Here is a 24424-nt window from a genome sequence, read left to right as displayed (position 1 = left end):
TTCAATGCCCTTTGCCTAGCACTACCTCACCCACCCATCAGTTGTAATGTCTGTGGGGGCAGGGCATTCCATAGTTCAGTACGTATCTGTTTAACTTCGGATAACGCTCGCCGACCAGCCGACGTAACGGTGAAAAACCGTTTCCGACGCCCACCCCGTTCTGCCGTAGCTCCGCCCATCTGCGAGGACAGAAATCCTTTTTCTTCCAGCCGTTGAAGGGTCGTGTGCACCGTGCTGAACCCGACCAACCGACCGGTTTTCTGCTCAATTTCCTGTGTGATATTTACGCCGTAGGCTCCTTCGTCAAGGACTGCCACGGTTAATAATACCACTTCTTCAAATTCCCCCAGAAAGGCCCTTTTCATGGTTTGACTATTTTATACGATAATGCCGAACAAATGCGGTGCCAATACCTGACAAGGCCATCTGGAGTTAATTGGAGCCATTTTTCATATACATTGGCGAAACCAACTGTCCGTTTCTGGACATCGTTTGTCCGCAAACCGGACAGGAGCAATCGGTACGTTTGGAAATGCGTACCTTTGAATGATGCATTTTCGACTGTACGATATTGCTCCGGTATTGAGGCCTTTTGTCAAAGAAATTTGTTCGATCGAAAACGACAAACCAGCCGCTACGTCGCCCCCAATCCGGGTGCTGCCTGACACCTGCGTGGAGCTTTTCGTAAATATCGACCAACCGCAGACAGTCGCTACGTCGACTGGGAAGATAACCCACGTCGGCAGGAGCTTCGTTACGTCGCGAATGAGTCATTTTATGGACGTTCGGACGCTGAGTAACGTATCGTTTGTATCGGTTTGTTTTTCGAGTGGAAATGCCTATCCGTTCTTTCCTGTATCGATGCAGGCAGTTGCTAATCAGATTGTTGACTTGCGTGACCTGTGGGGACGTAGCGCCGACGAAATGCAGTACTACGTTGACGAAGCCCCAACGATGGCGCAGCGCGTTCAGCTTATTCAGCAATATCTGATTCGGCGGTTGGCGAAAAACGGTACGTATGATCCGGTTGTTACGCATTGCATCGAGCAGATCAGGCAAATGCATGGTCAGCTTTCGCTGGAGGAACTGGCCGGTTGGGTTGGGGTCAGCAACCGACAGTTGATACGTCGTTTTAATGAACGTATCGGTCTGTCGCCCAAAGAGTTTTCTCGTATCACTACGTTTAAACAGGCGTTAACACAACTTAAATCTTTCCCTGACTACAGCCTCACCGAGATTGCCTATGCCAGTGGTTACTACGATCAGTCGCATTTCATCCACGCCTGTCGAGATTATTCGGGTTTGACTCCGCGCCAATTGCTGTCGACGAACTACATCTTATGCTGATGTCCGATTTTTACAATTACGGAAATCAGTTCGTCTGCACATTTGCCGAAACGAACAAACAACGATATGCGTAAGGTTATTTTAGGATTGGCCGTCAGTCTGGATGGCCACATTGAAGGCCCGAATGGCGAATACGATTGGTGTTTCACCGATCAGGATTATGGTCTGAATGCATTTCTGGAGCGTATCGACGCGATTTTCATTGGTCGAAAAAGCTACGAGTTGATGAATAATCCAGCCGAAGAAGCTAGTAATTATCAATTTTCGGCGTACAAAAAATACGTTTTCTCGAACACATTAACCCAAGTAGGCGAGGGGGCCGAGTTGATACGTGGCGATCTTAAAACGGAAATCAACGCCCTGAAAAATCAACCCGGTAAAGACTTCTGGCTGTTCGGCGGTGCCGATTTAACGAGTTCGTTGATGAATGCCGGACTGGTGGATGAATTATTTCTGGCGGTTCATCCTATTGTTCTGGGTGCGGGAAAACCACTTTTCAATAACATTCACGACCGCATCAAACTGACGCTGACCGACTCAAAAATATACTCGACTGGACTGGTTTCGCTCTACTACCGGTTAAATTGATACGTTAGCCATACGTTTTTGCCCGAAAATTCTGACCAAACGGCTAACGACAATTGCCAGATTCAGGAAGGCAATCAGGCCGAAACCCAGCACGCCATCGGGCATCATCAGGAAAATACGTTCCCAGTTTAAAACACGACCACTGATCGCAGTAAGCAGCGTTGGAATCAGCAGAAATGTAATGAAAGGGATCAGGCGAATGAGCAACAATAGCCACGAACGCCAAACGGGCCTTTGCCGATACGTTTCTCGCCAATAGCTGAACCGGAATAATTGTCGGATAGCTAAACTGATGAATACCAGTAGAATAAATCCAACGCCAATGGGTAAAATCCATTCGGGTAAGGTTGGCAATTCGGGCTCATGGCCACTAATGATATCGGTGACCCCCCGGAGAAATGAATGGTAATCAACATACGGATTGATGCCGCTGTTAAAGAGCATCACAACGCCATAGCCTTCTTTGGTAAGTAGAAGCTGTTCAGCACTGTACGTCCAGAGAATACCACTGTGATACAGACTTGAATCGCTACGTAATATCCACCCCATGCCATAATGCATGGCTGTTCCAGAAGGAGGAGTATGCATCTGCGCCATTGATTTTTGACTTATCAGCAGCGTATCGCCAGCACGTCCATTTGCCAGTTGGAAACTGAGCCAGTGCGCCATGTCGGTGGCTGTAGAGCGCATCCCGGCGGCCCCGTCAATAAACCAATCCGGCTCCCGTTTCGAAATGGGTTTTCCGAGAACAAAAATATGGCCGTTATCCATCGGTTCCGAACCGGTATAAAACGACGCTGTGGTCGACACATCGCCGGTATGTGTCATGTGCAAGGGCTGAAAAATGTGTTTCTTCAAATAAAAGGCAAACGGCTCATGGCTAACCGACTCCACAATTTTCGCCAGCAACCGGTAATTCGGATTGTGGTAATGATACTGCTTTCCGGGTTCACTAACCAGTCGCGCATGTTTAAACTGGGCAGTTGCCTCATCCAACGTAGCAGGCTGATCGCGAAAGGCTAATTCCGGGAATCCGGTATCGGCCAGTCCGCTGGTTTGATGCAACAATTGGCGGACGGTTATCGACTGGCTACGTTTATCACGGATGATAAACGAAGGTACGTACCGAACGACAGGTGCATCGAGTGATAGCTTCCTTGCGTCAACCAACTGCATAATGGCCATTGCCGTGAATGCTTTACTGAGCGAGGCAATCCCAAAAGGTGTGTTGGGTGTAACCGGATAACTAGTAGTAGTTAGCCCGTAGCCTTTCGTGAACAGCAACGTATCATTATGCACTACGGCAATAGCCAGACCCGGAACGCTGCTTTTGTCCAGTCGTGCCCGAACGTAGCTATCTATTTTGTTGGTCAGTGATTGCGCATACGTAGTGTGAACGAAAGGAGAAAAACTGAAAATAAGTGCTGAAACAAGCTGTAATGAACGTATCGTCTGAGTGAAACGGCGCATCGTGTGGTTGGGATGTTCAACGTAGCAAAATTCTGGTGGAACGTAGTGAAATCCATATACATAGGTAAAGAAATCAGGGCCGTGCCCATTTCTTTCGAATGCGACTCAACTGCGTGGGTGTAATACCCAGATATGATGCAATATGATACTGTGGAATCTGCTGTTCCAAACCCGGATAGTGTTCCTGAAATAGTTGATAACGATCTTCGGCATCCAGCAGTACTATTTCAATTTCTTTTCGTTCTTTCTCCACGAAATATCGTTCGGCAAATCGCCGACCAACCCGTTCCAGATCAGGAAATGAATCGTAAAGTGCCGTAAAAGTCTGATAGTTAGCCTGTAAAAGTTGGCAGTCGGTTAATGCCTGCTGGATAATCTGATTGGGTTTGCCGGTAATGAGCGATGTATATCCGCCCACTATAGAGGGAGATACGAAAAAATGCTTGTTGTATTCGGTACCCTGCTGATCACGATAAAAACCGCGAATTACTCCCGACTGTACAAACGCAAACTGAGTAGCCAACTGACCTTCTTCAATAAAATAGTCCCCTTTTTTTAATTGGGTTTCGACAAACAGCGGCTCTATTCGTTGCCATGTTGTTTCACTGATGGGCGAAAGCGCGTGAAGAAATTGGCTAAGCGTTTCCAAATTAATGACAGGTGCGGATTAAATGAATGAGCGTAACAAGGGTAAAATGGTAACTAAAATCAATGACTGGATCATAAATCAATACTTATTGTAAACGTTTAATAAAGCTTCTTGAAAATGTAACTATCCATATTGCAATATCAATATGGATAATGTTTATCTTGTTAATCGATTGATGCAAAAATGAAAATCAAGTAGTAATTAATTTCATTTTCGGCTTATTCAATTAGTTGTAAACAATCAGGTAATTGACTAGCACTATTCGTTTAACCTTATGAAAAGAAACTTTACGTATTTCATGCTGTTAATGGGCTGTTTTCCAGTCCTTCTGCGGGCACAGACTAACTATGTTGTCAATACGCCCAACTCGTCAAACCCTGGTATGTATAATACGCTGGTTGGTCCCTACGCGGGAAATAGCAATATGTCAGGGTATTACAATACGTTTCTGGGCTATAGTGCGGGAACTGGTAATGCTTCAGGCTCCAATAACACATTTATTGGCTATGCTTCGGGAAACAGCAACGGCTCTGGTATTCAGAATAGTTTCGTAGGATTTGCCGCAGGACGGGAAAATACATCAGGGAGTTACAACAGCTTTCTTGGTTACGCTGCGGGGCAAGCTAATACAGTGGGTAATTATAATTCATTTATCGGATACCGGGCTGGTTACGTGAATACGACGGGTAGTTACAATACGTTTGTAGGCAATTTCACAGGCTATTCGAATACAGCGGGTGCTAATAATACGTATCTGGGATATTATACGGGTTATAATAATTCAACCGGGTACAACAATACATTTTTAGGATACTATACTGGCCTTGCTAATTCAACAGGTGCGCAAAATACCTTTCTGGGTTACTACGCTGGGGCCGCTAATACCATCGGCAATAACAACACATATATAGGTCAACAAGCTGGTCAAAACGCCACTACCGGAAACAACAATATTATTATTGGCCCCGGATCGGGAACAACTGTTACCACCAGTAATGACAACGTACTGATCGGTTATAATTCGCAGACGGGCAAAGGGCAGGGTGGTCATCATGTCATTATCGGGAGTGAGTCGGGTGGGGGATTATGGGCGGGCAGAAGCAATACCATGATTGGTCATCAGACAAGTGCTGAATCGATGGAACTCCATCATGCAACGGCAATTGGTGCCGATGCCCACGTGGCCATCAGCGATGCCGTCGTTTTAGGGAACAATGCCAACGTGGGTATCGGTACGTCAGCACCTACGGCTCGCCTGGAAGTAGTTGCTCCTGAAGAAAACAACAGTGGCATACGTTTACCTCGACTCACAGCCAGCAGCCCGGCCACCGCAAAAACAGACCAGTTTCTGACCGTCAATGAGCGCGGAGAAGTGGTCAAAGGGCAGTATCAATTACGTATCAATAGCAGCGCGGAATGGAGCGATAAAGTCTTCGAAGCCGGCTACCGGCTGCCTTCGCTGAACTGGGTTGACGCGTATGTAAAACAGCATCACCATCTGCCCGGTATCCCTTCGGCCGACGACGTAGTAAAACAGGGAATCGACCTGACTAAATTAAATGCTACGTTGCTGGAAAAAATTGAAGAACTGACGCTTTATACCATTCAATTGGAGAAGGCAGATAAGGCAAAACAGCAGGAGCTTCAGACGCTAAAAACCGAAGTGGATGAGCTAAAATCGATGGTGAAACAATTGCTGAAAAAATAGGGCATATCGTAGCGATGAGGCATGCCTTTCTCTACGGCCGAAAGCTGTCATGCAGGCTATTACTAATCGCATCCGTGCCGGTTTGCTGATATTCTGGGCGCTTTATTTCTCCATCGTACTGCTCAGTAACTGCGCTGATGCCCTAAAAAACCTGGCGGTTCTTCCGGCAGACTGGACGTTTGCCTCTGGAAATTACGGACTGATAGTTAAGGTCTTGGCTGTTTACCAGTCACCCATTTGGCTGGCTGTTGGGCTGTTCGCTGGAGTAATTCTTTGGGAGGCACTGGGCGCTTTTCTGTTCTGGAAAGCCTTTTTGAAAACGCTTGAGCAACAACCATCTCACAAAACGGCAATCCATCAGGCATTTGGTATCACACTGGGCTTATGGGGTGCTTTTGTGCTATCCGATGAACTCTTTCTGGCATATCTGGTAGGCGATATAACCACTACCCATTTCAATCTGCTAGTTGCCGAACTGGCCTCGTTCATTCTGATAAATAGCATAGAGCATGAAGCGCGGAGCATAGGGTAAACCCGGCTATACCCCGCGCTTCATGCCTTTATTCACTACGTAGCGATTTTACCGGATTCATTAACGCAGCCCTTACACTTTGCAAACTGACCGTGATCAGCGCAGTCGATAAGGCTAGTGCACCGGCCAACACAAACACCCAGCTTTCAATATCAATTTTGTAAGCAAAAGCCTGTAGCCATTGATTCATGGCCCACCACGCAACAGGCGATGCAATCACAATTGCCACTAAAATCAGCGTAACAAAATCTTTAGAAAGCAACGTAACAATACTGAACGCGCTGGCACCCAGTACTTTCCGGACACCAATTTCTTTGGTACGTTGTTCGGCGGTGAACGTCGCAAGGCCAAATAAGCCTAAACAGGAAATCAGCACGGCTAAGCCCGCAAACAGGGCGAAGATCTGTCCAGTACGTGTTTCAACCTGATACGTCCGGTTGAAATTATCATCAAGAAATTCGTACAGAAAGGGTTTGTCGGGGAATTGGTCATGCCATAATTGCTGTATCTGCTGGATGGTGCCCGGAATGGCCCCCGCCTGAATCCGGGCTGCAAGCTGACCCTCCCAACCCGAATTGAGCGAGATAATCATGGGTTCTACTTTCTGTTTCAGATTAGCGTGGTTGTAGTCGTCGATTACGCCGATAACTTGCCCTTTCAGCGGTATTTCGCGGTATCCTTTCGGGTTGGCCGGATCATACCCATAGGTGTAGTAGCCAGTCATTTTTCCGTTGATATTTTTCCAGCCGAAATAATTCATGGCGGCCCGGTTTACCAAAAAAGCCTGTTTGTCGGCAGGTCGGTTCGGGTCCAGATTACGACCTTCTACAATCCGAATGCCGAACGTTTTCAGGAAATCACTGTCGACGCTGAGATGGCCGATGCCACCCGTTTGCGAACCTTTCGGAACGTACTCACTGACAAGTTTTTCGCCACGCAAACTTCCGCTTCCCGGTAGGCTAAATGCACGCGTAGCGGCTTCCACACCCGGTATTTGAGATACGCGCTGCTTAAACAGTTCTTTTGTCTGATCAGAAGCATCCCGTAAATCCATGGTTAGAATTTGGTCGCGCTGGTAGCCAACGTTACGTTGCTGGACAAACTGCAATTGTTGGTAAACCACCAATGTGGCCACGATCATGCCAATGGAAACCGAAAACTGCCCTATAATCAGCGTTTTACGTAACCAGCCGCTACCGCCGTTTGGGAGTCGGCTTCTGGTCAGGGCGGCAATAGGACGGAACGATGAAAGCACAAAAGCCGGATAACTCCCTGCCAATAACCCAACAACCACAAGGCCTGCCATCAACCAACTGATACGTTCCCCGCTGATCATCGATTGAATGGTTAATTGCTTGTCTGACAATTGGTTGAATAATGGCAGTCCCAGTATCACAACACCTGCCGACAGTATAACGGCAATGCCCAGAAAGAGCAAGGTTTCGCCCAGAAACTGACCCCATAACTGCCCAAAAGATGAACCTAACACCTTCCGAACGCCTACTTCCTTCGCCCGTTGTGTGGCACGCGCCGTTGCCAGATTGACGTAGTTAAAACAGGCTAATCCCAAAATAAGGAGGGCCACGATGGCAAACACATAGGCGTAGGTCAGCCGGTTGGTAGCCACCAGGTTCGTACGAAGATAAATATCCGTGAGCGGAATCAGATTGAGTTTCCAGACGCTCACGTTAGGATCGCCTAATTGCCGCAGATAGGCCGGAAATTGGGCTTCTAACGTAGCAGCATTGGTACCCGGAGCCAGTAGTAGGTACGTCCATGTATCATTGCTGCCCCAGTAGTTGTTCGTTACTTCGTAGCCAGCCAATTCATTGGCATTAGCGTAGTTAGCCAGAAAATCGATCTTCAGGTGCGAATTGGTGGGGAGGCTACGTAGCACACCCGTTACGTGAAGCGTCGCCTTATTGTTGATATGTAGCGGTTGCCCTACCGGATTCTCGACGCCAAAATACTTTCGGGCCATCGCTTCCGATAGTACCACTCCATATTGTTCATTCAGAGCCGTTTTTGGGTTGCCCTGCACCAGCGGTAGAGTAAACACGTTGAACGCACTACTATCTGCAAACCAGAAATTAGATTCATAAGCCGCCGATTGGGGATTGGCGATCAATGGCTTAATTCGTGTCAAACGCACCGCATCCGACACGGCTGAAAAACGCTGTTTTAAGTCGGTAGCAAACTTGCCACCACTACTGGCCGAATTCTCAAACTGCTGAAATAAGACGATTCGATCTGCCTTCTGATGGAACTGATCGTATGTCAGATCATCTAAAACGTAAGCCGTAATGAGCACACAGCATGCCAGGCCGAGCGTGAGACCCAGTACGTTGATAAAACTCGATACCTTGCTTTTCTGAAGATTTCGAAAGGCGATTTTGATATAGTTCTGAATCATGACAGGGTACATGTAATGAGTTGTTGAATACGTATCAGTTTTTCGTTTACTCAAAAATGTTGGTTTGAGAAACCCCACTACGTCCCACCAGTAGCGCCAGCGCGCTCGCCGTTCCCCCACCCGACGTAGCTGATACGTGAATTCCTCATGCAAGTCCCCCTGCACCTCTTCCAGTCGATCAGAAGCGCAGAACAGACGTAGCAACCGGTCGGCTAGGCGGGGTGGGTGCATGGTTTTTGGTTTGTAGCGACAAAGCTTGCCTTGTCGCTACGTAGCGTCTGTTATTCGGAACGTAACGATTTTACCGGATTCATCAGGGCGGCTTTGACACTATGGAAACTGATCGTTGCCAACGCCACGACGACGGCCCCAGCGCCTACTAATCCGAAAACCCATAAACTTAACTCGATACGATAGGGATATTCGGATAGCCATTGATTCATTAAGAACCAGGTTAAAGGCACTGCAATGACTAAAGCTGCAAGTACAAGTTTTATAAAATCGCGGGATACCAACAGGATGATACCGGGGATACTTGCGCCAAGTACCTTACGAACGCCGATTTCTTTAGTGCGTTGCTCGATGGCCATCAGCGCCACGGCAAATAAACCCAGACACGACAGGAGAATCGCAATGCCGGATGCAAAACTGAAAATCATGGCCATCGATTCCTCGTTCCGATATAAGGCGTCAATATTTTCGTCGACAAACGTCCCGGTAAATTCAGCGCCCGGCGCTATTTCGGGCCAAATATGTTTTAGCTTTTCCATCGAGCTGTTTAGGCTCTGCGGAGTGACCCGTACGAAAATGTAACTAATTGCCTCTGAGGCCGAAATGTGCATTGTAATGGCTTTCGGCTTTTGTTGAAGTGAATACAGATGATAGTCGGGAATTAGCCCGATAATCTGAATTTTTGATCCCGCTGTATCGGTCTGGAAGAACTTGCCAACGGGGTCTTTTTCGCCAAGTTGTTTCGCCATTGTTTCTGTAATGACGACCCGATCTAATGAATCAGAAGGAAAGGCAGGACTAAAATCGCGTCCAGAAAGTAGTTTGATATTTAGTGTTTTAAGGTAATCGTAGTCGACCAGAAGCCAGTCGCTTGCTATTTCTTTTTCTTTATGCGTAAAACTAAGAACGCCCCTCGACGTAGAGCCATCTTTACCTCGCCCCAAGTTTACGCCCGAACCAGAAATGGCCAGAACGGATGGGTCGTTCCTAAGTTTGTTACGCAGGCGCTGTACCAACTGTCGTCCACTATATTTATTACCTACCGGAATACTGATCACTTGTTCTTTCTCGAAACCCAGCGGCCTTGTTCGCAAATAATCGACCTGCTGAATGGCGAAGATTGTGCAGCAGGTGAGTAGACATGAGATGGTAAACTGCGTTACGATCAATGAGTTACGCAGGAAGCCTGGTCGTTTTACGGTAATCTTACCTTTTAAGACCTCAACAGTGTTGATTTTGGTCATTTGCCAGGACGGATATCCACCCGCTACCAGCGTGACCAGCAAAAACATACATAAAATACCCGCAATGGCTCCCGGCTGGAGGAGATAAGCCATAACGATTTTCGCATTAAAATAGGCATTGAAAGCCGGTGCGAGTAGAATAGCGAGAAGCGTACCTAAAATGAAGCCCGCCAGACAAAGCAGCGCCGATTCGCCCCAAATCTGGGCAAATAACTGGTTTTTTACGGCCCCTAACGATTTTCGAACCCCTACCTCACGGGCGCGGGTAAATGAGCGAGCTATGCTGAGGTTAATAAAATTGATACTGGCAATCAGCAATATAAAAACAGCCATGCCCAGCAAGGCATAAACCAGAGCAACTGGGGCACTAGAACTGGCAATTTCTCTGTCGAAGTGAACATTAGCGAGTTTTTGAAAACGTATAGCAACCAGGTCACCCCGTTCATCGGGCTTGACGCCTTGTTTTTTTAATTTCTCCAGATCAACGGTAAAATATTTCTGCGCAAAAGGCTTCAGTCGATTCTCAAGGGCAGCCTGCGTTGCGTTTGGCGCCAGCTTTACGTAAGCTGTGTGGTTGTAAGCATCCCATTGATTTTTAGAATTCTGATAGGCTAACGAATTTTCGATACGAGCCAGAGCATCGTACTTAATTGACGAATTGTCAGGCGAATCGGCTAGAACACCTGTAACTATGTATTCCCGCTGATTACCATCTCTTCCCAGACGTAGCGTTTTGCCAATTGGGTCTACGGTGCCAAAAATGGCTAGGGCCGTGCTTTCGCTGATAACCAGGCTACTTAGGTCTTGTAGCGCCAGTGAACGATTCCCCTTGATCATGGGAAATGAAAAGACCTTTACAAAATCGGCGTCGACATATTTAAGATTTTTTTCGACAAACTTTCCTTTATAGTCGAACAAACTACTGCTCTCCACAAATCGGGTTGCGGCTTCCACCTCCGGGTATTCTTTTTTTAATGCAGGTGCTAAGGGCATCGGCATACTCCCCGAGCGACTCGTTTTCTCTGAGTTGTTGTTGAAGCGGTACACCTGAAAAATTCGGTCGCCATCCTTATGGAATGAATCGAAGGTGAGTTGACGATATACCATCTGAAACAAAAACGTACAGACGCAAAAAGCCACCGAAAGGCCAAATACATTGATGGCAGCATAGCCTTTGCTGCGCCAGAGCGCACGTAGCGCAATTTTTATATAGTTCTGTAGCATAATTGGTTGCACAAACTGAGTTGTCGAATACGTATCAGTTTGTCGTTTTCGTGAAAATGTTGGTTTGAGAAACCCTACTACGTCCCACCAGTAGCGCCAGCGCGCTCGCCGTTCCCCCACCCGACGTAGCTGATACGTGAATTCCTCATGCAAGTCTCCCTGCACCTCTTCCAATCGATCAGAAGCGCAGAACAGACGTAGCAACCGGTCGGCTAGGTGGGGTGGGTGCATGGATTTGATTTGTTTTTGTAGCGAGAAGGCATGCCTTCTCGCTACGTAATTATTCGGAACGTAACGATTTTACTGGGTTGACCAAGGCGGCTTTGATGCTTTGAAAACTGACGGTCAGCAGGGCGATTACGACCGAAACCAGACCAGCCATTGCAAAAACCCACCACTCAATATCAATTTTGTAGGCAAAGTCCTGTAACCACTTGTTCATGGCCCACCACGCGACAGGCGATGCCAGTAGGATGGCAATAGCAACCAGTTTGAGGAAATCTTTCGAGAGCAGACCAATGATGCTCGTCACCGATGCGCCCAGCACTTTTCGAACGCCGATTTCTTTAGTACGTTGCTCGGCTGTGAACGTAGCGAGGCCGAATAAGCCTAAACAGGAAATGAAAATAGCCAGAAACGCAAAGTAATTGGAGAGCTTACTGACTACCTGCTCGCTCTGGTATTGACGGGCGTATTGTTGATCGGTAAAAGTGTACGTAAACGGATAATTTGGATTCAACTGCTTGCAGATACGTTCTATTTGGGCGAGAGCTTCAGTTGTTTTTCCGGCTTCAATACGTACAATGGCATTGACATTTCCGGCCAGACGACTTGTTCGGAGATAACCAATAAGTGGCCGAATGGCCGTGTGAAGCGATTGAAAATGGAAATCTTTCACTACGCCAACGATGGTTCCTTTCTGTTTTCCCCAGGTTATGGGTTTTCCAATCGGTTGCTTATAGCCAATGATCTTCAGGGCCGCTTCGTTGATCAGAAAGCGGTTGGAGTCAGCCGGAAATGCTTTGGAGAAGTCCCGCCCTTCCCGAACCTGAATATTCATGGTTTTGGCAAAATCAAAACCGACCCCTACAGGCGTAAACCGAACTTTATCATTGGGATCGCTGCCCAGCCAGCTAATGCCTTCAGTACCTGCGCCGTTAGACGCCGGATCGGCAGTCATGTACGATACATCTTTTATGCCCGGAAGCTGCCCAAGCTCCGATTTCAGGACATCGTAATTCTTAGCCAGCTCACCCTCCAGCGGGAAGTGAATAAGATTTTCGCGATCATAACCCAGATTTTTGGTCTGTGTATAATCGACTTGTCGATAAACAATGATCATCCCGACAATGAGAATAATGGAAAGCGAGAATTGAAAAACGACCAATCCCTGCCGAAGCCAGGTTGATTTCGTATCGAATTTCAGGGTTCCTTTCAATATGCGAATAGGGCTCAGCGACGACAGAAAAAAGGCGGGATAACTACCCGCGACGAGTCCTGTCAGCAGGGTTAATCCAGCTAATCCGCCCCAAAAAGCAGGCTCATTGATAGGAAGGACGATTTGTTTACCAGTGAGGGTATTGAAGGCAGGCAAGATTAAACCAACCAGTAAAATCGCCAGAAAAACGGAGAATACCGTCAGCAGCATCGCTTCGCCGACAAACTGCCCGATGAGCAGCGAACGCATCGCCCCGACAACTTTCCGAACGCCCACTTCTTTCGCTCGTTTAGCCGATCGGGCCGTGGCCAGATTCATGAAATTGACGCAGGCAATCAGTAAGATAAAGACCGCAACCAGGCTAAATAATCGTACGTACTCGATTCGTCCGCCGTCGATCTGGGCGTTTTTGAAATTGCTGTTTAGATAATATTCGTGAAAAGGCTGCATGGCCACCTCCGTATGAAATGGCTTGCCTTCGTCGCGATTGAATTTGTCGAGCATGTGCTTCATTTTGGCTTCCACTTTCACCGGATCGGCGTCTGGGCGAAGCATGAAAAATGTAAGCGGATCGGTGCTTCCCCAGCCTTTCGCCCAATCATTGCCATCGGCAACGTACCCATCCCAGTTTCGCAGACAGTCGAATTGTAACGTACTGTTTTTCGGCAGGTTTTCGAAAACAGCTGTCACCAGCAAATCTTTCCTATTATCGAACCGGATTGACTTGCCAATGGCGGCTTCGGGGCTCCCAAAAAAAGCGTCGGCCATACTTTGGGAGATTGCCAGACTATTTGGGCCTTTAAGCGCGGCTTCAGCTGTGCCCTGCAAGAGTTTGAAGCTAAACATCTTGAAGAAATCAGGTCCAGCCGTGTTGGTCACCTGTTTATTTACTTTGTTACCAACCGAAAAGGTTTGAGGGCTTGGCCATTCGTAGGCCGTTGCATATTGAATTTCAGGGATTTCTTTTTTTAGCTCAGCCGCCAGCGGACCTGGTGTCCAGATGACCCCCTGCATTTCTCCGCTGAAAAACTCGCGCATGTAAATCCGGTACAACTGGTTTTTATTTGCATGAAACGCATCCATGCTACGTTCGTCCTGAATCCAGAGGAGAATCAGCAAGGTGCAAGCCATGCCTAACGCAAGGCCGAGGGTATTGATGGCCGAGAACGACTTGCTCTTGGCAAGGTTACGAAAGGCAATTTTGATATAATTTCGGAACATAGTCGGGCTCATTAAAGTGGTTGTTGAATACTGTATTTTTTGTCGTTTTCTGGAGAATGGTCTAATAAATCCCACTACGTCCCACCAGTAGCGCCAGCGTGCCCGTTGCTCACCGATACGTCGTACCTGATACGCAAATTCCTCGTGCAAATCGCCTTGTACCTCCTCCAGTCGGTCGGGAGAAAGAAAGAGACGCAGCAGTTGGTCGGCGATTTTCGGTGGGTTCATTGTTTAGTTGTTCATTGCAGAGACAAAGTATTCCTTATCTCTACGGGATTATTCAGAACGCAACGATTTTACCGGGTTCATCAGCGCGGCTCTGATGCTCTGGAAACTGACGGTCAGCAGGGCGATGGCAAGCGCTAGGAAGCCTGCCAGCACAAAGACCCACCATTGAACGTCAATCTTGTAGGCGAAATCCTGCAACCACTGGCTCATGGCATACCAGGCAATGGGCGTAGCAATCAGAATAGCGATGAGTACCAGTTTGATGAAATCCGTCGCCAGCATCTGAATGATGCTCGACACGCTGGCTCCCAATACTTTACGGACGCCAATCTCGCGAGTCCGTACCTGCGCCGTGTACGTAGCGAGCCCAAACAAACCCAGGCTGGAAATGAGAATGGCTATTCCCGCAAACACATTGAATAGTAATCCCGTTTGCTGTTCCGACTTATACAGCCGGTTGAATGAATCGTCCAGAAACGCGTAGTCGAACGGGAAATCTGGATTGTATTGCCTGTAGGCACGTTGCGTTGCGGCAATCGCTTCTTGTGCATTCTGACCCGTTGTTTTGACATACAATGCCTGCATCTGGCTAGGTCTATAATAGAAAATTGCTGGTTCTATTTTTTGTCGCATGGATTCAAAATGAAAGTCTTTCACCACGCCGACAATCGTGCCTTTGTCCTTCCACAATCGGAACGATTTGCCGATTGGGTTGTCAAGTCTGGCGCGTTTAATGGCGGTTTCGTTCAGTATAAAGTGCAGCGAATCAGCCGGTGCACCACTGAAATTGGCGCCCTGCAACAGCTGCATTTTGAAAAATGGAATGAAATCCTTGTCGATGGCAACGGGCCGAATAAACATGGTTTCGCCTTTTTCCTTGCCAACCCATTCGTTATCGCCAGTTTGCGCGCCAAGCTGAACAATGTTACTGCTGGCCCGCGTAACGGCCGCTACACCGGGTTGATTCAGTAAATCGGCTTTCACCGCATCGTAATGCCGGCTCATGTCATCCCGCATGAAAAAGCCAAACACGTGCGTTTTGTCATAGCCGAGCTCTTTCGACTGGATGTATTTTAATTGAGTGCTGATAATTAACGTACTGGCAATCAGGATTACCGATACGGCAAACTGCGTTACGACCAGCACTCTTCGGAACGTAGCTTCGCTCAAACGGGGCGACACTTTACCTTTCAGCGCTTTCAGCGGTTCAAAAGACGAGAGTAGCAACGCGGGATAGATGCTCGATGCCGCCAGTGTACCAACAATCGTTAACCCAATAAGCCGCCAGAGTCGATAGTCTGACAAATCCAGCACCAGTTCTTTGCCCGATAGCTGGTTATAAGCGGGTAGTAGCACATACATCAACCCGAATGCCAGTACCGTTGCCAGCGCAAACAGCAGCGCCGTTTCGATCAGGAACTGCATAAATAACTGACTCTTAGCGGCTCCCACAATTTTACGCATACTTACTTCTTTGGAACGTAGCAGGGAACGGGCCGTAGAAAGGTTAACGTAGTTGATACAGGCAATCACCAGAATCAGCAGCGCAATAATTGAAAACATACGTACCGTTTCGATACCGCCATTGCTGCCATCGGCCCGATACAGGTGCATAGCCGAAAGCGGTTGCAGCAGATACGTCAGGTCGGTATCGTCGGGTTTGTTGCGTAGGTGAATGGTACGTAGTTTATCGGTCAGTTTATCGTTGGAGGCTCCCGGTTGCAGCAGATAATACGTATCGTAGTTGAACTGCGAAAAGTCATTCATCTGATTACGATCATCCGTACGTGCGCGATAAATACTGTCGAACAGCAGCGAAATTGGCAGTATCATATCGCGACGGATGCTCGAATTTTTCGGAAAATCCCGGATTACTCCACTGACTTTAAACGCGTTATTATGCGCATTTGTCAGGACTTTGCCAATTGGATTGTCGTTTCCGAAATACCGTTTCGCCGTACTTTCCGTCAGTACAATTGAGTGATTATCCGGAAATGGATTCGCTGGATTTCCCTGAATCAACGGGAAGTCGAACATCGAGAACAGCGTCGGATCGGCGAAAGTTGTATTTTCTTCATTAACCGTTTTGCCCTTGTATTTAAACAAGGTGTACATGTAGTTGTACGATAAGCGAACGGCCTGTTTAATCTCCGGCAGCTCCTTTTTGCCCATTTCGGCAATTGGCGCTACGGTCGACGTCCAGATTTGGCGACTGCTACCCGTGCCGGCCCAGTTTTCAAGTCGGTAAATGTTGGCCGATTGTTGATGGAAACGGTCGAAACTCAGTTCATCCTGCACCCAGAGTAGAATGAGCATGCCCACAGCCAGACCAGCGGTCAGCCCCGTGATGTTGATGACCGAGTAGAACTGGTTTTTAACCAAATTTCGCCAGGCTGTTCTAAGGTAATTACGGATCATAATCGGATTTACTAGAAAAGTTGTCGAATACGTTTCAGGTTGTCGTTTTCGTGAAAATGTTGGTTTGAGAAACCCTACTACGTCCCACCAGTAGCGCCATCGCGCTCGCCGTTCCCCCACCCGACGTAGCTGATACGCAAACTCCTCATGCAAGTCCCCCTGCACCTCTTCCAATCGATCAGAAGCGCAGAACAGACGTAGTAGTCGGTCGGCTAGGCGGGGTGGTGTGTTGCGCATAGAGCATTAGGGGTTGGGTTGGTGCCGGAGTTACTTGATGCCCCAGGTTATAGACTTGTCGCCGGTTTAAGGGGGCTTAACAACCGATCCCAGAAACTGACCCGTACTTCCTGAATTTCCTGTAACGTTCTACGGCCATACGCAGTTACCGTAAACAGTCGCTTGCGACGACCACCTCGTTCGGCGGTGGGTTCACCCATTTCCGACTTCACCATACCTTTATCCTCGAGTCGATCCAGGGCTGCGTGGATCTGATTGAGCCGCACCGAACGACCCGTCTGCTCATTAATTTCGTGAGTAATCGCTACGCCATATGCCTGACCTTCCAGTACGGCAACGGTTAGTAGAACAATTTCTTCAAACTCGCCCAGATACGTTCGTTTCATGGTCGTTTATAAGTTCTAGTTTTGCTGATCAAATGATCTGCCAGAATGTAAAATGCCACCTGATTGGCTGGAAATGGCTTTTGTAGAGACAGTAGGTTGTATTCCTTTGTCCGGTTTCGGACAAAGAACGTACGGTATGGGACAAGCCTGAACGGGCTCAGTCTGCCTGTAATTGACGCGGTGAGGAAAGGCCGACACCTGTTTTGTTACGTTGACTACTACGTAAATGCCGTTTGTGGCAGGATAGGTAAACGCCATTCGGTCTACACTTTTAGTCAGAAATAAAATCTGTTCTGATAATGAAACATCTGACCAAAATCCTGCTCTGCGGAGCTTTATTTTTCGCCACGTTTAGCGGCATCCTGGCGCAGAAAAGTCCCGAAGATAAAGCAGGCTGGAAACTGGGTGCACAAGCTTATTCGTTCCGTTTATTCCACTTTGCCGAAGCGATCCGGAAAATTGATAGCTGTGGCTTGAAATATGTCGAAGCTTTTCCGGGGCAGGCCATTGGTGGTGGCGGGCAAGCCAAGATGGACTTTACGATGGACGCGGGGGTACGTCAGGCTGTCAAAGAGTTAATTAAAGAGCGGGGGCTAACCATTGTGGCGTATGGCGTAGTGAATCCCAAAACCGACGATGAATGGAAAACGCTGTTTGAATTTGCCAAAGATATGGGCATTCAGAATATCAACTCCGAGCCGACTCCACAACAAATGCCGCTGGTTCGGAAACTAGCCGATGAATACAAAATCAACGTAGCGCTGCATAATCACCCCAAACCATCGCGCTATTGGCATCCTGATACGGTGCTGGCGGCCATTGGCGGCAGTAAATACGTTGGTTCCTGCGCCGACATCGGGCACTGGGTACGTTCGGGACTTGACCCGGTCGAATGCCTGAAAAAACTAAACGGACACGTACTGGGAATGCACTTTAAGGACGTAAAGAAAGACACGCCCGACGGGAAATACCACGACGTAGTATGGGGAACCGGTGATTGTAAAGTATCTGAAGTTATTGCCGAGATGAAAAGGCAGAAATTCAAAGGCCCAATTTCGGCTGAATATGAATACCATTGGGAAAACAACGGTCCCGAAATTGCCGAAAGCGTGAAAAACTTCCGCAAAATCTACGGGAGCGGGCAGTAAAGTGGCAGAGGGCATGGGGGTAAGGGCATAAGATAGTTAATTTTATGCCCTTACCCCCATGTTCCGTACTACCTCACACCATTGTCCATATCGGCGGCAATCAGCCAGCGACCGTCAGTACCTTTGCGAAGGGCGAGAATAAATTTTCCGATATCGGGTCCTTCTGCTTTTGCCCGGTACGCGCCAATGATATAACCGACATCTCCACCTTGTGCAAATGAAAGTGCACGCAGAAAAAGCGGTTGCCCTCCCGAATTACTATATGCATTTTTTAGGTTTGCCTGACCGCGAATAGCCGGTCGGCGAGGTTGCAGAACAAACCCATCTGGCGTAAATAAACTGGCTAGCTTTTCGGCATTACCAGCGCCCCATTCGCGTTCGTAATCACGGAGCACCCGGTCAATTTGGGGTGGAAGCGTTATCGACCGCAATGAATCGGTTGGTGGGAAGCTGGGGACAGATTGTTGAGCCACCAATGGATTCGCTGAACCAAACAGGCAGATGAAAATCAGAAGACGCAACTGACGCATGAATCTTTTTGCTTTGGATTGGTATGCGACAAGGCATGCCTTGTCGCTACGTAATTATTCGGCACGTAACGATTTCACCGGATTGACCAGCGCGGCTTTGATACTTTGAAAACTAACTGTCAGTAACGCAATGCCGATAGACAGTATGCCCGCCAGCACAAATATCCACCATTCAATGTCGACTTTGTAAGCAAAATCTTTCAGCCACTGATTCATGGCCCACCACGCAATGGGTGAAGCAAGGACGAGAGCAATGACCACTAACTTAAGAAAATCTTTCGACAGCAACGTAATGATACTGCCAACGGATGCGCCTAATACTTTCCGAACGCCGATTTCCTTGGTACGTTGCTCAGCCGTGAACATTGCCAGCCCGAACAGTCCCATACACGAAATCAGAATAGCAATGAGCGTGGACGTATTGACGAGCTGACCGGTTTTCTGCTCTTTTTCGTATAGACTGGCAATGGAATCGTCGAGAAATTTATAGTCGAACTTGTTATCTGGATAAACACTCTGCCATTGCTGCTCCAGGCTGGCTAGCGTTACTTTTACATCGGCCATGTCTTTACCCTTTGTCCGCAGTTTTATCCCAATATTCCGTGCCTGTCCGGGCATGTAGCCAATGAACGTAGCATTAATTTTTTCGTGAAAAGACTGTTCATGGAAATCAGCGACTACACCCACGATCGGAATTTTTTTGCCCTGCCACTCGATCAGTTGATTCAGCGCGTCGGCTGGTTTGCGGAAACCAAGCAATTTGGCATACGTAGCATTAATGACCAGTTCCCGAAGAGAATCCGCTTTGACGTAGTTGCGCCCGGCCAGAAGACGTAACTGATAGAGCGGAATAAAATTTTCATCCCCAACTTTTGCCGATACGTCCGCTTCGATGGCCTGTTTTTTAGGTGGCTGGTATTTCAACTTCGTGACCATATAAGCAGGACCCATGGGCGGAAACCATTCGAGCGTAACACGATCAACGTTCGATAACTGCCTGATTTTTTGCAAAAGCACAGATCCTTTCTCTCGGTCGCCCCAAGGGGGACGAACTTCCAGTATCGCATCCGTCGAAAAGCCAAGATCTTTATTTCGTATAAAACTAAGCTGGCGACCAACCATCAACGTACCGATAATAAACACGAGCGAAATCGTAAACTGGAAAATAATCAATGCTTTACGAAAATGCCCTTTTTGCCCATTCGTCAAAGCCGTCTGACCTTTGAGCGTCAACGCCGGTACGTACGATGATAGAACCCAGGATGGGTAAAATCCGGATAACAGGGACGTAATGACTGTAACGCCGAGCAGAAATACGACCGTTTGCACACTGAATAAATCGAACGTTAACCCTTTGGGTATCAGTGACTGGAAGCCAGCTAAAATCGGTTTGACGAGTACTAAAGCGACCAGAACCGCAATCAGTGTCAGGAACGTCGTTTCGCTCAGGAACTGGACAACCAGACTGGCGCGACTGCCGCCCATCACCTTCCGAATACCGGTTTCCTTGGCCCGCTGCACCGACTGAGCCGTCGACAGATTGATGAAATTGATGGCCGCAATCAGCAGGATAAACCCAGCCACCGCCATCAGCCCATATAAGGTTGGCAAATGGGCTTTTCGGGAGTAATTGTCTCTATAATCTTCATTGAAATGGAGGTCAGATAAAGGCTGTAAGGCGGGCGTATATTTAAACTCTTTTGCATAATGGATTTTGCCAAAGCGCTGGAAATGAGTGGTGAATTGAGCAGGGGTAGCGCCTTTCGGTAATTTGACAAATGCCTGCGAAGCCGACCAGATATCATCCCATTGATCAAGATTTATGCCTTTCTTTAACTGACTCGCCCGAATCGTGGCAAACGAAATGAAATCGGTAAATATGAAATCGGAGGGTTGGCTCCAGCCTTTCACAATCCCCGCTACGTTCGTGTGAACCGAATCTTGATAAATAACTTCTTTACCGATCATTTTCTCAATCGGTAGATCGCCAAAATAGGTACGGGCTTTCTGCTCCGAGAGTACTACGTTAAATGGCTCATTGAGTGCCGTTTGCGGGTTACCAGCCAGCCATTGGTACTTGAAAATATCGAAGTAGTGCGGCTCTGCGACAACGATCTCACTATGAGAATTTTCGAATCGCTTTGGCTTCTCATTTCCATCCGGAATCAATACGTCGGAACTAATATTATGGAAAGCCACCACTGTTTCTAGTCCCGCAATTTCTTTCCGAATCGCTGCCGGAACCGCGTTAGGTACAAAGCCAACAGGATGTTTATCGCCTGGATTGCCGTATTGCGCTTCACCAACCAGCCGGTAAATACGCTCACTCTCAGGATGGAACGTATCGTAGCTAAGTTCATAATTGGTAATCAGGTAGATAACCAGGCAGGCCGTAACGCCCAGCGTAAGTCCAAGCAGGTTAATCAACGTACTGATTTTGTTCTTTGCCAGATTGCGGAGGCTGGTTTTAAAATAATTACGTAGCATAATCGGATGGAGTAAAATCGGTTGTAAATAGTCAGATGGTCGTCGTTTGATGGCAAATGGGCGCATGAAACGTAGCACGTTGAACCAGTATCGACGGTTGGCGTTTGACGTACCGCTACGTTGCTCATCCCGAACGTAGCGTTCATACAAATCGCCCTGCACCTCCTCCAGCAGATGAGGAGCACAAAACCATTCGAGCAGTTGATCAGCCAGGCGGGGCGGTCCGACGTTTCGGGGAGTATGTGGCATAAGATTCGGGGCAGAGGGAGGGTTATGAACCAGCCAGACCGATGGTTGGTAAAGCATTGGGTTCAATTGAATTCCACAATTGGTCGCGCATGGAACGGATGTCGTGAAGTGTGCGGCTACCAAGTGCCGTAACTGTAAACAACCGTTTACGCCGACCACCCCGCTCGGCGGTTGCATCGCCCATGTGCGAGGATAGCATGCCTTTTTCCTGAAGTCGGCTTAAGGCGGCATGAACGGCACTGATGCTCACCGAGCGGCCCGTTTGCCGATCCAGTTCATCGGTAATGGCGACGCCGTACGCCCTTTCGTTCAGGACGGCAACCGTCAGCAGGACTACCTCTTCAAACTCGCCCAGATACGTTCGTTTCATTACGTAGCTTGTATATATTCAACTTCTGTAGAACAAATGCTCTGCCAATCTGTAAAAAATGCGTTTTTAGCCTGATTGGGCGTATATGATAGGAAACCAATTGTCCGATTTCGTACAGAATTTGTCCGATGATGAACGTAGTGACGATTGCTTTAACAGCAGTAACGTTCGGAAGCTGGCTGATGAATTTGTCAATTATCCAGCCAGTAAATTAGTTGCTGGCTACGTAGCTGAAGCTATTGTGCAGACTGCTCAAAAATAGCTGGTCAAATAAGATGACCGCCTAATAATTAATTTCACTGTTTCATTTTTATTGTTTTCTGACTATCAATAATTTAACGATCAAATTATCTCTACTCCTCTTTATTAAACCAAACATGAAAAAAGTAGGCAAAATTATCAGTATTGTAGTTGGCGTCATTGTGCTGGTTGTACTTGGTGTGCTGGCTTATGTTAAACTGGCGTTACCTAATGTGGGCGATGCACCAACTCTTACGATAGAACGAACCCCAGAACGTATCGCACGAGGTGAATATCTGGCAAATCACGTAACAGTCTGCATGGACTGCCACAGTACACGCGACTACAGCTTATTTTCAGCACCATTAGTACCTGGAACATTAGGGAAAGGAGGAGAAATGTTCAATCAGGGGATGGGTTTTCCTGGTTCTTTTACGTCGAAAAACATTACACCCGCCGGTATTGGCAGCTGGAGTGACGGTGAAATTTATCGGGCTATCACTACGGGCGTCAGCCGCGACGGGCATGCTTTTTTCCCGGTAATGCCTTATCCGTATTACGGTAAAATGAACGATGAAGACGCTAAAAGTATCGTTGCGTATCTACGTAGTATCAAACCTATCGAAAACAAACCGGCGGAATCTAAAGCCGATTTCCCGTTTAATTTCATCCTGAATACCATTCCGCAAAAAGCGGAACCGCAGCCAATGCCTGATCCGAAAGATGAGCTGGCTACAGGTAAATATCTGGTCATGATCGCTGGTTGCGTAGAATGCCATACGCAGGTGGATAAAGGGCAGATTATCAAAGAAAAATCGTTTGCTGGTGGTCGTGATTTTAAGTTGCCGAGCGGTACATTATATACGGCAAACATCACGCCTGACAAAGAAACCGGTATCGGCGGCTGGACAAAAGAGGCTTTTATTACTCGTTTCAGTACCTATGCCGATAGTACGTACAAGCCAAACAAAGTTGGGCCAAATGACTTCCAGACGATCATGCCCTGGACAATGTACGGCGGCATGAAAAAGGAGGACTTAGGGGCTATATACACGTATCTGATGTCACTGAAACCAATTCCCAATAAAGTTGACAAGTTCACGGCTAACGTAGCACAGCGTTAACGTAGCACATATTAGAAAGCTGAAAAACCTTGATGAGATAGTGGTTGCTGCTATCTCATCAGGGTTTTTTTATGAAATACTACGTGCTCATTTATGGCACAGGGCAAGTCTCAGCGCGGAAATAAAATATTACGGATAGCATTTCTACCTTTGTGCCTATGCTGAGAACGTAGTATTGTTTCGGCTCACTTCAATTATGGCTCTGAAAACGCTCGTTAAAATTTCTAACGTAACAAACCTCAGCGATGCACGCTACTGTGCAGGCATGGGCGTTGATATGCTCGGTTTTTCGATGGATGCCGATGTATCAGATTACGTTGACCCGAAAAAGTTTGAAGAAATAAAATCGTGGGTGGCTGGCGTTCAGATCGTTGGCGAAACAACATCCATCGACCCTGAACAGATTGAGCAACTACTTACTACGTATCAACCCGACGTATTACAAATAGATGAAGCGGCTCTATTACCCTACCTCACTACGTTTGGCCGTCCACTTATCCTTCGCGTTGATGTATCATTAATGACGCTCGATCAACTCGATACGTTGTTTCGGACCAGCACTACCGGGGCCGATTATATCTTGCTCGAAAGTAATACATCACTTCATTATGATGCCGATTTCAAAGAAATCATCCAACGGTTAGCTGCTCGCTATCCGATCCTCCTAGGAACCGGCGTATCTGTCGAGAATGTACATGAACTCTTGACAGATTTACCCGTACGTGGTATTGCCCTAAGCGGGGGCGACGAAGAACGGCCCGGTAACAAGGAGTTCGGCGAACTAATGGATGTTCTGGAGGCTATAGAGGTAGATTAGCCTGAGATATATGGGTAAGGGCAGAAAATAGGGGAGGAGTTATGGAAACCAGGTACGACGCTTAAAGGACCCATACCATTTACTCGCTAAACAAACTTCTCTGCTTTGTGCTACTATGTATTACC

19 protein-coding genes are annotated in these 24424 nt (G+C 47.6%); 8 read left to right on the top strand and 11 right to left on the bottom strand.

Features of this window, described 5'->3' with window-relative positions:
• Positions 1-26 precede the first annotated feature (26 nt).
• Complete coding sequence (locus tag ACYVF1_RS12310; RefSeq protein WP_461079062.1) at positions 27-365, bottom strand: PadR family transcriptional regulator; 339 nt, start codon at positions 363-365, stop codon at positions 27-29.
• 181 nt (positions 366-546) lie between these two features.
• On the opposite strand from ACYVF1_RS12310, the gene ACYVF1_RS12305 reads away from it, so the two are divergent.
• Entirely contained in the window at positions 547-1347 is an 801-nt protein-coding gene (locus ACYVF1_RS12305; protein ID WP_461079060.1) for a helix-turn-helix domain-containing protein, read from the top strand.
• Positions 1348-1413: 66 nt separating this feature from the next.
• A complete protein-coding gene (locus ACYVF1_RS12300) occupies positions 1414-1935 on the top strand; it encodes a dihydrofolate reductase family protein (protein WP_461079058.1) in 522 nt (173 codons plus the stop codon).
• Here ACYVF1_RS12300 and ACYVF1_RS12295 read toward each other — a convergent pair.
• Both ACYVF1_RS12295 and ACYVF1_RS12290 read right to left on the bottom strand, forming a co-directional pair.
• Positions 1927-3405 (bottom strand): serine hydrolase domain-containing protein, encoded by a 1479-nt coding sequence (locus ACYVF1_RS12295; RefSeq protein WP_461079056.1) that lies wholly within the window; start codon positions 3403-3405, stop codon positions 1927-1929. The genes ACYVF1_RS12300 and ACYVF1_RS12295 overlap by 9 nt on opposite strands.
• Before the next feature lie 73 nt (positions 3406-3478).
• Positions 3479-4054 carry a Crp/Fnr family transcriptional regulator gene (locus tag ACYVF1_RS12290; protein ID WP_461079054.1) on the bottom strand — a complete coding sequence of 192 codons (576 nt, stop codon included), beginning with the start codon at positions 4052-4054 and terminating at the stop codon, positions 3479-3481.
• Between the two features lie 274 nt (positions 4055-4328).
• Between ACYVF1_RS12290 and ACYVF1_RS12285 the strand changes: the two genes are divergently transcribed.
• Both ACYVF1_RS12285 and ACYVF1_RS12280 read left to right on the top strand, forming a co-directional pair.
• Complete coding sequence (locus tag ACYVF1_RS12285; protein WP_461079052.1) at positions 4329-5762, top strand: hypothetical protein; 1434 nt, start codon at positions 4329-4331, stop codon at positions 5760-5762.
• A gap of 49 nt (positions 5763-5811) precedes the next feature.
• Positions 5812-6294 carry a hypothetical protein gene (locus ACYVF1_RS12280; protein ID WP_461079050.1) on the top strand — a complete coding sequence of 161 codons (483 nt, stop codon included), beginning with the start codon at positions 5812-5814 and terminating at the stop codon, positions 6292-6294.
• 28 nt (positions 6295-6322) lie between these two features.
• Here the strand turns inward: ACYVF1_RS12280 and ACYVF1_RS12275 are convergent, their stop codons facing one another.
• The 5 genes from ACYVF1_RS12275 to ACYVF1_RS12255 are packed head-to-tail and all read right to left on the bottom strand — an operon-like array spanning position 6323 to position 17334.
• A complete protein-coding gene (locus tag ACYVF1_RS12275) occupies positions 6323-8938 on the bottom strand; it encodes a permease prefix domain 2-containing transporter (protein ID WP_461079048.1) in 2616 nt (871 codons plus the stop codon).
• A gap of 50 nt (positions 8939-8988) precedes the next feature.
• Entirely contained in the window at positions 8989-11637 is a 2649-nt protein-coding gene (locus ACYVF1_RS12270) for an ABC transporter permease (RefSeq protein WP_461079046.1), read from the bottom strand.
• A 49-nt stretch (positions 11638-11686) separates the two neighbouring features.
• Entirely contained in the window at positions 11687-14293 is a 2607-nt protein-coding gene (locus ACYVF1_RS12265) for an ABC transporter permease (RefSeq protein ID WP_461079044.1), read from the bottom strand.
• A gap of 48 nt (positions 14294-14341) precedes the next feature.
• Positions 14342-16948 (bottom strand): ABC transporter permease, encoded by a 2607-nt coding sequence (locus tag ACYVF1_RS12260; protein WP_461079042.1) that lies wholly within the window; start codon positions 16946-16948, stop codon positions 14342-14344.
• A 47-nt stretch (positions 16949-16995) separates the two neighbouring features.
• Entirely contained in the window at positions 16996-17334 is a 339-nt protein-coding gene (locus ACYVF1_RS12255) for a PadR family transcriptional regulator (protein ID WP_461079040.1), read from the bottom strand.
• A 299-nt stretch (positions 17335-17633) separates the two neighbouring features.
• On the opposite strand from ACYVF1_RS12255, the gene ACYVF1_RS12250 reads away from it, so the two are divergent.
• On the top strand, positions 17634-18482 hold the full coding sequence (locus ACYVF1_RS12250; protein WP_461079038.1) for a sugar phosphate isomerase/epimerase family protein: 849 nt from the start codon (positions 17634-17636) through the stop codon (positions 18480-18482).
• Positions 18483-18550: 68 nt separating this feature from the next.
• On the opposite strand, the gene ACYVF1_RS12245 is transcribed toward ACYVF1_RS12250, so the two are convergent.
• The 3 genes from ACYVF1_RS12245 to ACYVF1_RS12235 are packed head-to-tail and all read right to left on the bottom strand — an operon-like array spanning position 18551 to position 22118.
• On the bottom strand, positions 18551-19012 hold the full coding sequence (locus ACYVF1_RS12245) for a YybH family protein (protein ID WP_461079036.1): 462 nt from the start codon (positions 19010-19012) through the stop codon (positions 18551-18553).
• 54 nt (positions 19013-19066) lie between these two features.
• Positions 19067-21748 carry a permease prefix domain 2-containing transporter gene (locus ACYVF1_RS12240; RefSeq protein WP_461079035.1) on the bottom strand — a complete coding sequence of 894 codons (2682 nt, stop codon included), beginning with the start codon at positions 21746-21748 and terminating at the stop codon, positions 19067-19069.
• A 22-nt stretch (positions 21749-21770) separates the two neighbouring features.
• Positions 21771-22118, bottom strand: coding sequence for a PadR family transcriptional regulator (locus tag ACYVF1_RS12235; RefSeq protein ID WP_461079033.1), 348 nt, complete (start codon positions 22116-22118; stop codon positions 21771-21773).
• An 85-nt stretch (positions 22119-22203) separates the two neighbouring features.
• Between ACYVF1_RS12235 and ACYVF1_RS12230 the strand changes: the two genes are divergently transcribed.
• The 3 genes from ACYVF1_RS12230 to trpF all read left to right on the top strand — a co-directional run bounded on the left by ACYVF1_RS12230 (position 22204) and on the right by trpF (position 24299).
• Positions 22204-22380 carry a hypothetical protein gene (locus tag ACYVF1_RS12230; RefSeq protein WP_461079031.1) on the top strand — a complete coding sequence of 59 codons (177 nt, stop codon included), beginning with the start codon at positions 22204-22206 and terminating at the stop codon, positions 22378-22380.
• A 115-nt stretch (positions 22381-22495) separates the two neighbouring features.
• Positions 22496-23482 (top strand): c-type cytochrome, encoded by a 987-nt coding sequence (locus ACYVF1_RS12225; RefSeq protein WP_461079029.1) that lies wholly within the window; start codon positions 22496-22498, stop codon positions 23480-23482.
• 196 nt (positions 23483-23678) lie between these two features.
• Positions 23679-24299 carry a phosphoribosylanthranilate isomerase gene (gene trpF / locus ACYVF1_RS12220; protein ID WP_461079027.1) on the top strand — a complete coding sequence of 207 codons (621 nt, stop codon included), beginning with the start codon at positions 23679-23681 and terminating at the stop codon, positions 24297-24299.
• Positions 24300-24424: the final 125 nt, after the last annotated feature.

This window comes from Spirosoma flavus (assembly GCF_054778555.1).
The sequence above is the reverse complement of the archived record's forward strand: the minus strand, read 5'-3'. Positions and strand labels throughout refer to the sequence as shown.